The organism is Candidatus Kapaibacterium sp. (genome assembly GCA_025059875.1).
Taxonomy (GTDB): domain Bacteria; phylum Bacteroidota; class Ignavibacteria; order Kapaibacteriales; family HRBIN21; genus HRBIN21.
Genome location: JANXCT010000002.1, coordinates 490773 through 506031, shown reverse-complemented (window position 1 = coordinate 506031; position 15259 = coordinate 490773). Strand labels below are relative to the sequence as shown.

Annotated in this window: 10 protein-coding genes; 8 read left to right on the top strand and 2 right to left on the bottom strand. The window is 60.4% G+C overall.

Annotation, left to right across the window (positions count from 1 at the left end; translation table 11 throughout):
- Positions 1 to 52: 52 nt before the first annotated feature.
- The 8 genes from NZ960_04795 to NZ960_04760 all read left to right on the top strand — a co-directional run bounded on the left by NZ960_04795 (position 53) and on the right by NZ960_04760 (position 11331).
- Positions 53 to 442, top strand: a complete 390-nt coding sequence (locus NZ960_04795) for a cytochrome c maturation protein CcmE (protein MCS7176924.1) — start codon at positions 53 to 55, stop codon at positions 440 to 442.
- Positions 443 to 445: 3 nt separating this feature from the next.
- Positions 446 to 814 (top strand): hypothetical protein, encoded by a 369-nt coding sequence (locus NZ960_04790; protein MCS7176923.1) that lies wholly within the window; start codon positions 446 to 448, stop codon positions 812 to 814.
- 9 nt (positions 815 to 823) lie between these two features.
- A complete protein-coding gene (ccsA, locus tag NZ960_04785) occupies positions 824 to 3130 on the top strand; it encodes a cytochrome c biogenesis protein CcsA (protein MCS7176922.1) in 2307 nt (768 codons plus the stop codon).
- A gap of 61 nt (positions 3131 to 3191) precedes the next feature.
- Positions 3192 to 4667: a M20 family peptidase gene (locus NZ960_04780; GenBank protein ID MCS7176921.1), complete on the top strand. Its 1476-nt coding sequence runs from the start codon at positions 3192 to 3194 to the stop codon at positions 4665 to 4667.
- Positions 4668 to 4809: 142 nt separating this feature from the next.
- Positions 4810 to 6147, top strand: coding sequence for a TolC family protein (locus NZ960_04775; GenBank protein MCS7176920.1), 1338 nt, complete (start codon positions 4810 to 4812; stop codon positions 6145 to 6147).
- A 14-nt stretch (positions 6148 to 6161) separates the two neighbouring features.
- Entirely contained in the window at positions 6162 to 6842 is a 681-nt protein-coding gene (locus NZ960_04770; protein MCS7176919.1) for a TetR/AcrR family transcriptional regulator, read from the top strand.
- The gene (locus tag NZ960_04765; protein ID MCS7176918.1) at positions 6800 to 7942 is read left to right on the top strand and encodes an efflux RND transporter periplasmic adaptor subunit; all 1143 of its coding nucleotides are present in this window, start codon (positions 6800 to 6802) and stop codon (positions 7940 to 7942) included. Before NZ960_04770 ends, NZ960_04765 begins: the two co-directional genes overlap by 43 nt.
- A gap of 11 nt (positions 7943 to 7953) precedes the next feature.
- Positions 7954 to 11331: an efflux RND transporter permease subunit gene (locus NZ960_04760; GenBank protein ID MCS7176917.1), complete on the top strand. Its 3378-nt coding sequence runs from the start codon at positions 7954 to 7956 to the stop codon at positions 11329 to 11331.
- On the opposite strand, the gene tsaB is transcribed toward NZ960_04760, so the two are convergent.
- Positions 11328 to 12014 (bottom strand): tRNA (adenosine(37)-N6)-threonylcarbamoyltransferase complex dimerization subunit type 1 TsaB, encoded by a 687-nt coding sequence (gene tsaB / locus NZ960_04755; protein MCS7176916.1) that lies wholly within the window; start codon positions 12012 to 12014, stop codon positions 11328 to 11330. The two genes, NZ960_04760 and tsaB, sit on opposite strands and share 4 nt — an antisense overlap.
- A gap of 12 nt (positions 12015 to 12026) precedes the next feature.
- On the bottom strand, positions 12027 to 15209 hold the full coding sequence (locus tag NZ960_04750; protein MCS7176915.1) for a M4 family metallopeptidase: 3183 nt from the start codon (positions 15207 to 15209) through the stop codon (positions 12027 to 12029).
- Positions 15210 to 15259 lie beyond the last annotated feature (50 nt).

Sequence of the window (15259 nt, the reverse complement as noted above, 5' to 3'; positions counted from 1 at the left end):
CATGCCCAGCTCGTCATTGCCAGGTGGTGAGCCAAAGGTCGGAGATTCGGCGATGTTGCGGGTACGTGCACGGTACTGGCTCGGAGGGATGGCCCTCGTAGGGTTTGTGGCACTAGGCATCTCTGCATTGGAGCAGACGTCGGTGCACTACGCTTCGATTGCAGAGGCGATCCAATCAGGTCGGCGGGTGCAAGTCAAAGGCACGTGGGTGCGGGAGGTAGAACCGGCGTACGACGCCCGTACCAACACCTTCCGCTTCGTGCTCCAGGACGAGGCTGGGACGCGCATTCCAGTGGTCTACGCTGGGGCCAAGCCGAACAACTTTGAGCTGGCGGAGAGTGTCGTCGTGCGTGGGAAGGTGGAGAACGGGGAGTTCCGCGCTACGGACATCCTTACGAAGTGCCCGTCTAAGTACGAGGGTGGTTCGCCGATTCCGCAATGAGCGATGCGGCGTAGCCTGCTGGTAGTCTTTGTCATCGTCGGTGCAATCCCGCTGCTCTTCTTCGTTGCTCTGCACTTTGCTCAGTTGCCGGAGGTAACTTTCGAGGAGGCACTCCGGCTTGTAGCAGCGCAGCCGAGTGAGGAGCGAGCGCCGAAGGTCATGGTGCGTGGTACGGTCCATGCACTCCCGCAATCCGGGCAGATAAGCCCAACCTTCTGGATGCAAGACCGCCAGGGGCAGGTCTTTGCCGTTGAGTATACGGGCGGTGAAGCATTGCCCGTTCTCCAAGTCGGTCAAAGCGTCGTCGTGGTAGGGCATGCCCACGGAGGCTCTTCTCCTTACTTCCACGCCTCTGAGGTGCGGAAAGAGTAGGTACCGGTGATGGTCCCGCAGTTCTTGGTGCATCTGGTCTGGTCCGTGGCAGTAGCGACGGCGCTCTGTTATGGCTTGGCATATCGCCGCCAGGAGTTCCTGCCGCCAGCTCGCTGGGGCTATACCCTGCTGGCCAGTGGGGTTGCGGTCGTGTGGCTAGTCCTGCTTGTGAGCACGCTGCTGCATGACTTCCGCTACACGTACATCTGGGGCCACTCCTCACGGCAACTGCCGCTGGAGTTGCTCATCTCCAGCACTTACGCTGGGCAGGAAGGGAGCCTGCTGTTGTGGACGTTGTGGTTGGCACTCGTTGGGCTTGTTCTGCGGGCCCATACGCGCCGCTATGGTTGGGAGGCTCCTACGATGAGCATCTACACCGGCGTTCTGGCCGGGATGTTGCTCCTGCTGGTGGTGAAGAATCCCTTCGCGTTCGTTTGGGAGACGTACGCGGAGCAGGGGGTCACTGAAGGTTTCGTCCCCAGCGACGGGCGTGGGCTGAATCCGCTGCTGCACAACTACTGGATTGTGCTCCATCCTCCGACGCTCTTCCTGGGCTTCACGCTCCTGACGCCTCCATTTGCGCTGGCGCTTGCGGGGCTGTGGCAGCGGCAGTATCAGAGTTGGGTTGCGATGGCGCTACCCTGGATGGGGGTGGCGGCTGCGGTGCTGGGATTGGGAATCATGCTCGGCGGGGTGTGGGCATACGAGACGCTGGGGTGGGGTGGGTTCTGGGCTTGGGATCCGGTGGAGAACTCCTCCTTGGTCCCTTGGCTATTCTTGGTTGCAGGCATCCACACGGCGTTGATCCAGCGGCGCAGTGGAGGACTGGTGAGGACAACGGTCGTGCTGGTCGTTCTGGGATTCTTGGCGGCGTTGTACTCGACCTTCTTGACGCGCAGTGGGGTCCTGGGGGATACGTCGGTGCACTCGTTCGTTGACCCAGGCCTCTTCGCGTATGTGCTGCTCATAGCGCTCATGGTGGGTGGCGTGGGGGTGAGTGCAGCCTTTCTCCTTTGGCGCTGGCGGGAGTTGGGGCAGCGGGCACTTGCCCTCTCTACTAACTCTCGGGAGTTGGCGTTGGCGCTGGGGGCCTTGGGACTTGTCATCAGTGCTATCGTCGTTCTCGTGGGGACGAGCTATCCGATTGTGGCCGAACTCTTGGGGCGTCCGAAGGTCGCGGTAGAGCAGCGCTTCTACAACCTACTCCACATTCCGATCGGCATCTGGCTCTTCATGCTCAACGGGCTGTCGCTGCTCCTCCAGTGGCGGGCAACGCCACAGCGGCTCTTCTGGAAGCGGCTGTGGTTCCCGCTGGGATTGGCTGCGGTCAGCACGCTAGGGCTGTGGCTTTTAGGCGTGCGCGATACGGCTTTGGTAGCGCTGGCTGCTTCAGCCTGGTTCGCCATCGCGGTCAACGGGCGGATTCTGCTCCAGTATCTCCGCCGACATCCGCAGACGCTGGGAGCTTGGCTTTCCCACGCTGGAATTGCACTGCTCACGATCGGAGTACTGGTGTTGAGCTCTCTCTCGTGGACAGCCCATGCGCGGTTGCCTTACAATGAACCGGTCCAGTTGGGTGCATATCGGCTGACCTATCTCGGACGGGAGCAGATCGAGCGCGAGTACACGGACCGCGAGAAGTGGCGCTATGCCGTCCAAATAGAGCACGGCTCACAGCGGGCTCTGGTCTTCCCAGTGTTGTTCTGGAGCGATTACAACCAACGACAAGCAGCGTTCCTGGAGCCCGGCATTCAGTGGCGTCTGACGGCGGATTTCTACGTTGCCCCGAAAGCTGTAGAGACGGAGGGTGGCGCTGCAGAGCTAGTCCTGCGTCGAGGGGAGAGCATGCCGTTGCCGCTGGACTCTGGTAGACAGGTAGAGCTCTTGCGGTTCGCAATGGGACATACGCCAGACGACACGCTTACTCTCGGCATCTGGATTGCTGTTCGCTCTGCAAGTCACAGCGACACCCTGCATCTGGAGGCGCAGATGCTGTCTCTGGAGCGCTTCCTTCCCCGATGGCGCCAGTACGGGGATTCGCTAGAGCTGGCACTGCTGCGGATTGTGCCGAATAGACAAGACTTGAGCCGTTCACAGGCAGTCCTAGGTGTGCGTCGGCCTGGAGCGCAGTCGCGGGAGGTCTTCACGGTGGAGTTCTCGCTCAAGCCGGGCATCAACCTCGTGTGGTTGGGAGCACTGCTGACCGTTGTTGGGCTCGCCTGGAGTGGAGTGGAGCGGCTGCGCCGTCTGCCGGGTCGGCGGAAGAAGGTGGCCGTTGCTGCAGCAGAGGCTCCCAGCCCGACGGAGGTCTCATAGCCTAAGCTCTGCGGAAGCGCCTATTTTTGCCGCCGGGTAAGCTTGGCCGAGAGGTCTTCCGATGCGCCGACGATGGCTTGTTGCAGTAGCGCTTTTGGGAGCTGCGTTCCTCGTGCTCTTTGGGGTCATGCTCTACCGTACTGTGCGCCTGGAGACTGGGGCGGAGGTGGCGCCGCTAGAGGTGCCGCCGCTGGACATAGATTCTGCAGGGGCCGTTGCTCGCTTCGCAGAGGCACTCCGCTACCGCACAATTTCGCATCAGGACACGGCGCAAGTGGAGGTTGCTGAGTTCGAGCGCTTCCATCGCTTCCTCCAGGCGAGCTTTCCTGAAGTCCATCGGCGACTGCAGTGGGAGACGGTAGGGGGATACAGCCTGCTCTATCGCTGGCCAGGGCGAGATCCAACACGGACCGCGATTCTGCTGATGGGGCACATGGATGTTGTCCCAGTAGAGCCGGGCACGGAAGGGAAGTGGCGCTATCCGCCGTTCGGCGGGGTCGTGGCAGAGGGCTACATCTGGGGGCGGGGGGCGATTGACGACAAGCTCACGGTGATGGGTATCCTGGAAGCGGCTGAGGCGCTACTCCGGCAAGGGTTCCAGCCCAGCCGCGACATCTACTTCGCGTTTGGGCACGACGAAGAGGTTGGCGGTGCTCGAGGGGCGCAGCAGATTGTGGCCCTCTTACAGCGCCGCGGTGTTCGGCTGGAGTGGGTCTGGGATGAGGGTGGGGCGGTGACGGTCGGTATGCTGCCCGGAGTTGAGCGGCCGCTGGGAATGATTGGGATTGCTGAGAAGGGCTATGCAATGCTAGAGCTGAGCGCTGAGGGTCCGGGTGGACACTCCTCAACACCGCCGTCGCGGAGTCCGTTAGGAATGGTGGCAGAGGCTGTGGCAGCTATAGAGCGCTCTCCGTTGCCCGCTCGGCTGGAGGGAGCAGCGGTGGCGATGCTGGAGGCAGTTGCACCGGAATTGCCCTTCTGGCAGCGCTTCATGGTGGCTAACCGCTGGCTCTTCGGTGCTGTGCTCCTCCGGCAGCTCCAGCAGACACCGCGTGGGAATGCAACGGTGCGCACAACGTTGGCCCCGACACTCTTCCACGCTGGGATCAAGGAGAACGTGATCCCTTCTGCAGTGCGCGCTGCTGTCAACGTTCGCCTCTTGCCTGGGGACACGCCAGAGGAGGTCGTCGAGCATGTCCGACGTATAGTGCCGAACAGGCAGGTGCGGGTGAGCGTGCAGAAGGTACTCAGTCTGCCCTCACCAGTGGCCGATGTGCACAGCGAAGGGTTCCGAGTGCTCCAGGGGGCCGTCCGCTCGCTCTTCCCTGAGGCGCGAGCCGTTCCTTACCTTGTGCTGGGGGCAACGGACTCACGCCACTACGTACCGCTGACACCGAACATCTTCCGCTTCCTGCCCGTGCGACTGACCCCCGAGGAATACCAAACCTTCCACGGTACGAACGAGCGGCTACCGATTGGGGAACTCCTACGGGCCATTCGGTTCTACGCGACGGTGCTCTACCACGCAGCTGCGTGAAAGGGGTCCGGGAGCCTTGAGACCTTGAGGCAAGCCGTTTTCCGTGTTCGCCGCATAGCTTGCTGAGGTGCGTTCTGAGGCAGTAAGGGGACCGACTCGTATCTTTGCGACCGTCGGTCGGAAAATGACTGCTGGTCGGAACATGAGAGGGTGGCGCATCTGGGCATTTGTTGGAATAGTCACCGCAGGCTTTGGGCAGCAGAGCCTCACACTACGACAGGCTTTGGAGCTTGCAGTGGAGAAAAATCCCCAGATCGTAGCGGCCCGTCTGGAGGTTGAACGTGCGGACGCTCGAGTGCGGGAAGCCGTAGGGACGGCGCTACCATCGCTAGGGATAGCAGCTGGGTACACGCGCTACCTCCAGCTACCAGTGTTCTTCCTTCCGGACTTCCGCAACCCGCAATCGGGACAGCTCCAGCCAGTGCGGATTGGAGCAGAGAACAGCTTCCAAGTCCAGGTACAGCTGAACCAAGTGATCTTCAGCCAGGCGGTCATCACGGGGATTGGGGCATCGCGAATATATGCGCAGGCAGCGCGGAAACAGTACCGGGCCGAGGTACTGCAGACCGTGATGAACGTGAAGAAGGCCTTCTACGGGGCCCTGCTGGCCCGGGAGCTTCTAGAGGCGGCTCGCGCCAGTCTGCAGCGAGCAGAGCGCTTTGCCCAGGATGTCCGTGTTCTAGCATCCGAGGGACTAGTGGCGGATTACGATGCTCTGCGGGCGCAAGTGCAGGTAGAGCAGATCCGCACGGCCGTGGCACAGGCGGAGCTTGGCTATTCAGCTGCACTCCGGCAGTTGAAGCTTGCTATCGGAGTTCCCCAAGACCAAGAGATCATGCCCTTGGGCAGCTTGGAAGGGGAGTATCGCCCGACACCGCTGCCGTCTGTTCAGACCGTGATGGAGCAGATGCTGAAGTCCAACCCACTCCTCCAGGCCTTGGAGCTCCAGGAGCTTGTGCAGCGTGATATCGCGCGCATCTACCGGGCGGAGTCCTACCCGACCGTCGTCGGGTTTGGTGCGTACAGCTACCAGGGGCAGTCGCAGAAGCTATCCAACTTCCTCACAGCTCGAAGCGCCTCCGTTGGCATTCAGCTCTCGCTGTCGCTATTCCAGGGGTTCCAGACCGACGCCCGTGTGGAACAAGCAGAGATTGAGAGCCGGAAAATCCAGCAGCAACGAGAGCGCTTGCGGGAGGCACTGAAGGTCCAGGCAGCACTTGCCATAGAACAGCAGCGCATCGCTCAACAGCGTTTACAAGCCGCTCAGAGTACGATTGCTCAAGCAGAGAGGGGCTACGAGATTGCTCGGATACGCTTCAGTACGGGACTGGGTAGCCAGCTAGAGGTCATTGATGCCGATGTAGCCATACGGCAATCCCGGACGGCATATGCCCAAGCACTTCATGACTACTTGAGTGCACAGGCAGAGTTGGACTACCTCCTGGGGGTTGCCGAGCCAGGGCTTGTACCAGAGCTGTAACCTCTTGGCCTAGGATGGGAATCCCAGAGCGCCGTGAGCGGGAACGGCAGCAGAGGCGGCGGGCCATTCTGGAGGCCGCTCAGCGTGTCTTCTTCCAGCACGGTTACCGGAATGCAACCATGGAGATGGTTGCGGCTGAGGCGGAGCTGGGGAAGGCGACGCTCTACGAGTACTTCCACACAAAAGAGGAGCTCTACGTGGCGCTACTGGAGGATGGCCTACGGCTCTTCGATGCGATGATGGCGCAAGCATCGCAGGAGGCAGCACAACAGCCCGTCCGGCAGGCTATCCACACGTTTGCTCGGCAGTACTGGCGCTTTGCCAACGAATACCCAGAGTACTTCGTGCTGCTCATGCATGTCTCCACAGCCATTGAGCTACCCCTGGAGAAAGTGCGGTCGGAACTCCTTGCAGAGCTGCAGCAGCTCCAGGAGCGGGCTGTGCTGAGAGGGATGGAGCTCGTCCAGCGGGGTATCCAGGAGGGGATCTTCCCACCAGGTGTGGTCCCGGGACGGGTATTGGCAGAGTTCTGGGTCGTGCTCAGCGGAGCTCTGCTGCTGGCACGACACCCATACCGCATGCGCTTGATGCAGGAAGTGAAGCCTGAAGAACTTGTGGAAGAGCTTGTGGAACTACTGCTCTGTGGGTGGCAATGCCGCGCACAATCGTCGTTGGTATCGTCCTCGCCACGATAGTCGGTTGGACCAGTTTCAGCGGTTGTGGTGCTCGCTCGGAAGAGGCCGACACCAAGAAGCGCCGCCTGGAGCAGCTCCGCAGCGAGTTAGCACGCCTCCAGCGAGAGATCCAGGCCCTGGAGGCGGAGTTGGAGGGAACCCAGGCTGGGGCTGGGCGAGAGATTTCGGTCGTGGTGGAGCCTGTGCGTCAGGAGCTCCTGCGACGGGTCTTGGAGGTGCAGGGGACTGTGGAATCGCGCACAACCGTCACCCTCAGTGCGAAGTCTGCTGGCACCGTCGTTGCCGTTCGAGTCCAGCCTGGGATGCGGGTCTCCCGCGGCCAAGTGCTAGTGGAACTGGATTCGGAGGTCTTGAGAAGGACCTTGAGTGAGGCCCAGACCCAGCGCGACCTTGCCTGGACGCTCTACGAGAAGTACAAGCGGGCATGGGAAGCCCGGGCCATTGCGGAGGTCCAGTACCTGAGTGCTAAGCAGGAATGGGAAGCATTGGAACGGCGCCTGGAGACTCTTCGCGAGCAGTTGGCGCAAACTCGAATCACGGCTCCTTTTGCGGGACTGGTGAATGAAGTGATGGTCAAGCCTGGCGAGTTCCTAGCACCAGGAATGCCTGCCGTTGGGCTAGTGAACACGAGCGATCTTTATGTCTCCGCAGAGATTTCCGAGGCATACGCTGGCAGTCTCAAACCGGGAGCGCGAGCACAGGTGGTTCTACCAGAGCTGGGAGACACAGTTCCGGCACGTTTCCGAAACGTCGGGCAAGCAGTCAATCCCCGAACCCGCACGTTCCGTACGGAGCTAGTGTTGGAGCGTGCGCCAGCAGGGCTTCGACCAGGGTTACAGTGCCAGGTTCGGGTGAGTGATGTAGAGCGCCCGAATGCCGTCACGATCCCGCTGGCTGCTCTGCAGCGACGGAATGGTGTCCTGGTCGTCTACGTTGTGGAGCGTCAGCCTGGGGGCACTGCAGTCGTCCGAGAGCGCCTTGTGCGAGTGGGGTTGTTGACCTTCGAGAAGGCAGAAGTCCTGGCGGGGCTGAGGCCTGGAGAGGAGGTCGTCATCCGTGCTTCGGGAGAATTGCGTGACGGTCTCAAGGTCCAGCTGTAAGGTGTGAGGTGATGATGCTGCGGCGAGAGTTCTGGCTGACGAACTGGGCAATCCGCAATCGTGTCACGGTCTATGTGCTGGCAGTCGTTGTCCTCTTCTCGGGCATCTACACGTACATCCGAGTGCCCAAGGAGTTGCTACCAGATGTTGTCGTCCCGACGATCCTCGTCACCACGATTTACCCCGGCACCTCTCCCACGGACATTGAGAACCTGGTCACTCGGCCGATTGAGAAGCAGCTCAAAGCAGTTGCAGGCGTGACGAAGGTACGGAGCTACTCTTCACAGGATGTTTCCACGATCGTCGTGGAGTTCGAGACCACAGTAGACCCAGCAGTCGCAAAGCAGCGTGTGCAGGATGCGATAGATCGAGCGAAATCGGAGCTGCCGACCGACCTGCCTGAGGATCCGCGGGCCTTGGAGATCGACTTCTCAGAGTTCCCCATTATGCAGGTCAGCATTGCCGGCGATCTGCCGCTGGAGCAGCTCAAACGCTACGCTGAAGAGCTGCGCGACCGCATCGAGGCCCTATCGCAGATTCGGCGGGTAGACATCGTTGGGCTACCCGAACGAGAGGTCCGAGTAGACGTAGACCCGTACCGGCTATGGGCACATGGGCTGAGCCTGAGTGACGTAGAGCAGGCAATTCGCCGAGAGAATTTGAACATTACCGCAGGAGAAGTCTCAGCCGGCGGTCTGCTCTTGAATGTTCGGCTGGCAGCCGAGTTCCAGAGCGTTGAGGAGATCGCCAACATCATCGTGCGGAGTGGTACAGGCGTCACAGTTCGCCTAGGCGACATTGCTACCGTTGTAGAGGACTTCAAGGAGCAGCAGAGCTATGCTCGCCTGAATCGCCGGCCAGTAGTGACGCTCAGCGTCGTCAAGAAATCGGGCGAAAACCTCCTAGAGGCTGCCGATGGCATCTACCAGATTGTGGAAGAGTTCCGCGCACGGATCGTGCCGCCTTCGGTGGAGCTAGTCATCACGAACGACCAGTCGGTGCGAAGCCGGACGACACTGGCCGATTTAACGAACGCTATCATCCTTGGCTTCATCTTCGTGGTCGTCTCGCTGATGTTCTTCATGGGCGTGCAGAACGCCCTGTTTGTGGGGTTAGCGACGCCTCTGTCCTCCTTCTTGGCGATGTTGGTGCTACCTGCGTTGGGGTACACCTTCAACATCGTGGTCACGTTCGCCTTCCTGCTGGCGCTCGGCATCATCGTGGACGATGCGATCGTGGTCGTTGAGAACACATACCGGCTCTACCGGCGGGAAGGGCTGGATATTGTCTCAGCAGTCAAGCAGGGGGCTGGAGAGGTCTTTGCACCGGTGCTGGCTGGGACGTTGACGACGCTTGCACCGTTTGTGCCGCTACTGTTTTGGCCTGGAGTGGTTGGTGAGTTCATCGTGTACTTGCCCGTTGTGCTCATCGCTACTCTCTCGGCCTCGTTCATAGTTGCTTACGTCTTCAACCCAGTCTTTGCACTAGACTTCATGCCTCGGCAGCCGCGGCCGTTGACGCGACGTGAACTCTTCCTGCGAACAGCAGCCCTGATTGGGGTTGCGGGGCTCGGCTATGCCTTGGGAGCTTGGAGCCGGCTGCCGATCTTTACGGGGTTGGCAACGGTGACGTGGGTGATCGCGCTGCTGTGGCTCTTCAACCGAACGATCTTCACACCGCGCATCCTGGTCCCATTCCAGCAGCGGCTGTGGCCGGCGGTGTTGAGCCTGTATCGGCGCGTTGGGGCTCGGGTCCTTCGGGGGCAGCGTGCGGTGGCTTTGGTGGTTGGAGTTGTGCTCCTCTTTGGGTTGACGCTGGTAGTGACGGCGCTCGTGCGGCCGAAGGTCCAATTCTTCACGAACCCAGAGCCCAACTTTGTCTACGTGTACGTCACGCTGCCAGTGGGGACCGATGCTGCCACGACGGACTCAGTGATGCGCGTAATAGAGGAGCGAGTCTACCGAGTCCTGGGCGAGCAGAACCCATTAGTGGCTTCGATAAGTGTCAACGTGGGAGTCGCTGCCGGAGATCCCTTCCGTCCCAGCTTTGGGGTTACCCCTCACAAGGGACGCCTGACGATCGCCTTCGTTGACCAAGAGCACCGAAAGGGAATCTCCACGTGGGACTACTTCGAGCTGGTGCGCCAAGCGGTGGCGGACATCCCTGGAGTGCAAGTTGTGGTGGATAAGGATCAAGCGGGCCCACCAACAGGAAGGCCCGTCAACATCGAGATTGCCGGCCCCGATCTGGACACGCTCGCAGCCTTGGCCGACCGTATTCGTGCGCTCATCGTCGACTCGCTGAAGATTGCTGGCCTGGAAGGGATTACGAGCGATCTGCAGCAGACTAAGCCCGAAGTGTTGCTGACGATTGACCGTGCGAAGGCCGCTCGGGAAGGTCTCAATACGGGCCAGGTAGGCAGCGCACTACGGACGGCGCTCTATGGTGTGGAAGCTTCAAAGTTCCGCACGGCCGACGAGGAATACCCAATCCAGGTTCGCCTGATGTCACCCTATCGTCAGCGGCTAGAGGATCTCCTCAATGTACCAGTGGCCTTCCGCGACATGAGCACAGGGCAGTTCCGGATCATTCCGGTGTCGGCTGTGACGACAGCTACATATACAACGACGTACGGCACCATCACTCGTATCGACCAGGAGCGGGTCGTTACGCTGACCTCTAACGTGCTGCCAGGCTACAGTGCCCCGCTCATCAACGAACAGATCCGCACAGCACTGACCCGGCTGCAGCTCCCGCCCGGCTACTCAGTGCGGCTCACTGGGGAACAGGAAGAACAGCGTAAGACGGTCGCATTCCTGCAGACAGCTTTCCTCATCACCATCGTGCTCATCGCTCTGGTGCTAGTGACGGAGTTCGGTTCGGTGACAAAGCCTCTGCTGGTGTTGACGACGGTTGTGTTCAGCACCATGGGGGTACTCTGGGGCTTCATCTTGAGCGGGCTGACGATCTCCATCGCGCTCACTGGGGTGGGGATTGTAAGCCTGGCGGGTATCGTGGTGCGTAATGGGGTGGTACTCGTGGACTACATCGAGCAGTTGCGGCAGGAAGGCTTGACGTTGCGACAGGCCGTCATCCGCGGCGGAGCTACGCGAGTTACCCCTGTGCTGTTAACGGCGGTCTCTACGATCTTAGGACTGCTGCCATTGGCGATAGGCCTCAACATGGACTTCGGTAGCTTGCTGACCCGCTTTGATCCGAAGCTCTACTTCGGAGGCTTCAGTGCTGCTTTCTGGGAACCGCTGGCGTGGGCGATCATCTTTGGGCTCGTCTTCGCCACGTTCCTGACCCTGGTAGTGCTGCCGGCGCTGTACTTTGTAGCAATGCGGGGACAAATCTGGCGGCGGTGGCAGCAGCAGCACGGACGCTAAAGGCGTTGCGATGGCTTCCGCGGCTGGAACTCCGCTCCGTAGATGGGGGTGAACTCCTCTGGCGCAACTGTGGCTCCCTGGAGGTAGCGACGGTAGCCGGCAGTACCGATCCACTCGGCTGAAAGGCGCTCCAAACATGGTACGTGCAGGCCTCCAGCGATCAAGGGTGCCGCGGGACCACAGAGCAGGGTGTCTTCGCTTGGACGGAGGGCGGAGAGTTCGTACTGCTGAAGCTCTCGTATCGGGGTTGCCTCGGGATCAAACTCTTGCACGAAGAGCCAGCCCTCGGTACCAGAGTCTGTTTGAGTGAGGTGCCCAGGGACACAGGCTATGATGCGCCGCAGTCCCAAGGCTTGAGCAACGGGGGCCGCTGCCTCTGCCAGAGCCTCCAGAGTTGGCACAGGAACAAGGACGGGTGAACTTCCGAAGCAAAGCCCCTTTGCTAAGCTTGCTCCGATGCGCAGGCTCGTGAACGAACCCGGGCCTGCTGAGATCGCAACAGCATGCAACTGCGGTACCTCAAGGTCGTGGTCTTCCAGCAACCGCCGGACAAGCTCCGCTGCCATGCGATCGTGAGCCCGTGGGGCCGCTACTATGGAGAGTCCCCGAAGACGGTCACCTTCGTACAGAGCAACGCTCAGCGGCTCCCCTGAGCTCTCTATCGCCAGAATCCACTCGGGCATACCATGGGCTGTTCAGCGGAGCCAGAGGAATGGACGAACTGAGGCCTCCTCCTTCCAGCGTAGGCGGACAGCATACCATCCGCTTGCGACGGACGGCAACTGGAAGCGGTATTCGTGACGTCCAGCCGGCTGCCACTGGCCTGCTACGAGCGTAGCCACCGGCCGACCGAAGACGTCCAGAAGCTCCAGCGAAACTTGCGCAGCCTCAGGTAGCACGTAGCCGAGTACCAGCTCTCCTCCTGGCAGACCTTGTGCCCAGAGATTCCCAGTCTGAGGGGATTCGTACGCAATCCCCGTTGCTCCGACAGCAAACCATCGTGGATGGTACACGGGCTGTCCTACTTCTAGACCACCGACTTGCCCTTGCTGGAGGTCAGCGACAATTAGGAGTCCTGCAGCTGGTGAGACGAGAGCTAGGTACCGATTATCTGGCGAGAAGCTCGGACGCTGGACATCGAGCAGAGGCTGACCGTTGTAAGTCCACTGTGAGGTACCTAGGACTGCGACTTGGCCGGTCTGGAGATTCGCCAGGACGGTCTCGTAAATCCCCGTCTGATGGCTGTAGTAGTTGAAAGCGATGATGTCGGGGTCCGTGTTGCTGTAGGTGATGTTCCCGAGGCTGTACTCGGCTGGGTTTGGAGGCACGAGCTCGTAAATAGCCGGCCCCGCAAAGTGAGCCTCGTAAATGTTCCAGTATGCCAGTGTATCGCCTGTCTGCAGCGGAAGCACGTTGAAGGCGTCAAAGGCAAGTTTTGGATCTCGCATGTTAGGGGTCCACGACATGACGTCGGCGAGCCAGACGGTGCTAACCGCGCCGCCATCAGGAGCCTGGGGTGTTAGCGGGAGGCGCGCAACCTGCTGTCCATCGGTGATGTAGATGAAGGGCTCGACAACTGCCCTTACTATTGAAGCGAGACGTCCGTCGCTGCTGATGCAAGCGTTCCGGAGGTTGGCAAGTTGCGGCAGATTGACGATGAAGAACTGCTGCCGGGTCAAGTCCGCATAGGCTAGTTGCTGCTGCTGATTGACGAAGTAGATTCTCTCCCCACTCCGAGCTGTGCTCAGCTGCGAGAGAGGGAATCCATCCTGAGTCATCAGCACCCTCGTGCGTGGATCGCTGGAACTAATGACCCCAGACTGACCATCGGACGTCCTCAGCAGAGCAATTCTCCCGTCGGAGAGCACGAATGCGATGTACCAAGTACCACCCTGGACGGGTGGGACCTCGTTACCACTACCGCCGCCTCCACCACCGCCGGCGTCATAGATGCCAACAGCATCAAAGGCCTGCGCAGCTGCCTGGGCTTCAGACTGTCCGTAGAGCTCCCGGGCTGCTCGGATGACTGCACGCCGGTGATCAATGAACTCCGACGTACGGGTCAGGTACTGAGTCAGCACGCGGTAGAAGATGCGCTCTGCTTTTTCCCGCCCGATGGCCTGGATGAGCAAGTATGCAGCGCGATTGGGGATACCACAGTTGTAGTGGACCCCACCGTTGTCGCGCTCTATGGGCCAGTTCAGATACTCACTCATGTGTCCAGGCAGCTGGCTGAGCGCCTGAGGATTGCCTGGATTCCCGAAGTCTCGGAGGGCGATCTTGCCGGGGACCCGAATGGTGCCCTCGCCGATCAGGTAGTCATCGCGGTCCGCCATGACGGCGAAGAGGTCGGAGAAGCTCTCGTTGAGGGCACCAGGCTGGAACTGGTAAACTAGATTGGCGGAGTATTGCGTAACACCGTGCGTGAATTCGTGTGCGACGACATCAAGGGATGCTGCTAGCGGATAGAAGAGCTGGTACCCGTCACCGAAGGCCATCACTTTGAGCCCTGGATTCCAAAAGGCGTTGTCAGCAGGTAGGCCATTCTCCGTGAAGTGCAGGATGCTGTAGACTGTGCCACCTTGGTTGTCGTAAGAGTTCCGCGAGTGTGTAGTGCGGAAGTATCGGTCCGTCAGGAAGGCATGGTAATGGGCTGAGACAGCCACTCGGTCCTGCCAGGTGTTTGTCGTGGAAGTGATGTGGTAGAGTGGGACGTTTCCCCTTAGCTCTTGGCCGTTTGCGGTCAGTGTCACCGCTCCGCCCTTGATCTGTCTGGGGAGATTCGATTCGTTAGGGTTGTAGCTCGGAAGGTCCCAAATCATGTAGTGCACGCCATCGTCGTGGCGGTAGACGCGGAGGGAGCGCTGGGTGCCGAAGTAGTCAGCAGCTGTTGCATCTACGAAGCGTCCAGGCATTTGTGGGGTGGCCAGGGAGCGTTGCTTGGGCACGCTGCGAAGGCGAAGCTTTGGTTTGGTAATGACGGAGGGGTGTGGGGTGTACGGCAGCAGGGTGCGAGTATTGAGGAGCCGCCAGACGACCTCCCCGCTGAGGGCGTCTACGAATGCCAAGTACTCCTCTACGGCGTTGGCGATGAGTGTCACCTCATAGCACAGCCGAAGAGAGCCCGAGAGGGGATGGGGGAAGATGACGAGCTGTGCCCGTGCCTGTTTGGCTCCCGCTAGGTTCGGAAGCTCTTCGGGCAAGGGTTCTACAGCGGTGATCTGCTTTACGGCTGCTATGGCGCGCTCTATGGCTTCCGCTGGGCTTAGTTTCGGCTGTGTTGGAACGCCGACTGGTGTCGGGTAGTAGCGCCCGTTGACGAGGAGCAGTTCGCCGTTCTGGCGAAGGTGGACATAGAGATCGGCCCCCCAGACAGGGATGCCAGCGTAGAGTTGCTGAAATCGTAGGTGGACCATACCCAGCTCATCGGTGCTGGCAGAGATGAGCGCCAGTTCATGGCGCGGCTCTGTAAGCTTCAGCAGGGAGCGATGCTGCTCCAACACCCCTAAGACGGAGCTGATCTCGGGGATGCGCTGAGTACCCAGACCAAGTGGCAGGGGGACATCGTACATTCGGGCTACACCTAAGGGCAGCTCAATCCAACTTGGGGCACCGCTTGGAGCGTAGGCAATCCGAGGCGTGAGTGGTCTTAGTGTCGGGATTTGGACCGGTGCTCCAGAGATTTCCACTTGGGCTTGGCGTACTGGGAGTGGCTCATTAGCGAAGTGGGCAACTGGAATGGCTGGTGCATCTGCAATCAGGCGCTGGCTAGAGATGAGCGGCCGTAGCTCGGCAGGAACATGTACGGTGTGGGGGAGAGCTACGGCAATTGCTGCGGAGAGGGAGAAGAGCGCCCCGCTCGATCGCCACGCCCTCATGGCAGGCTGCCTGTGTTGATGGACCTTAGGCACAAATATACTGCCTCACC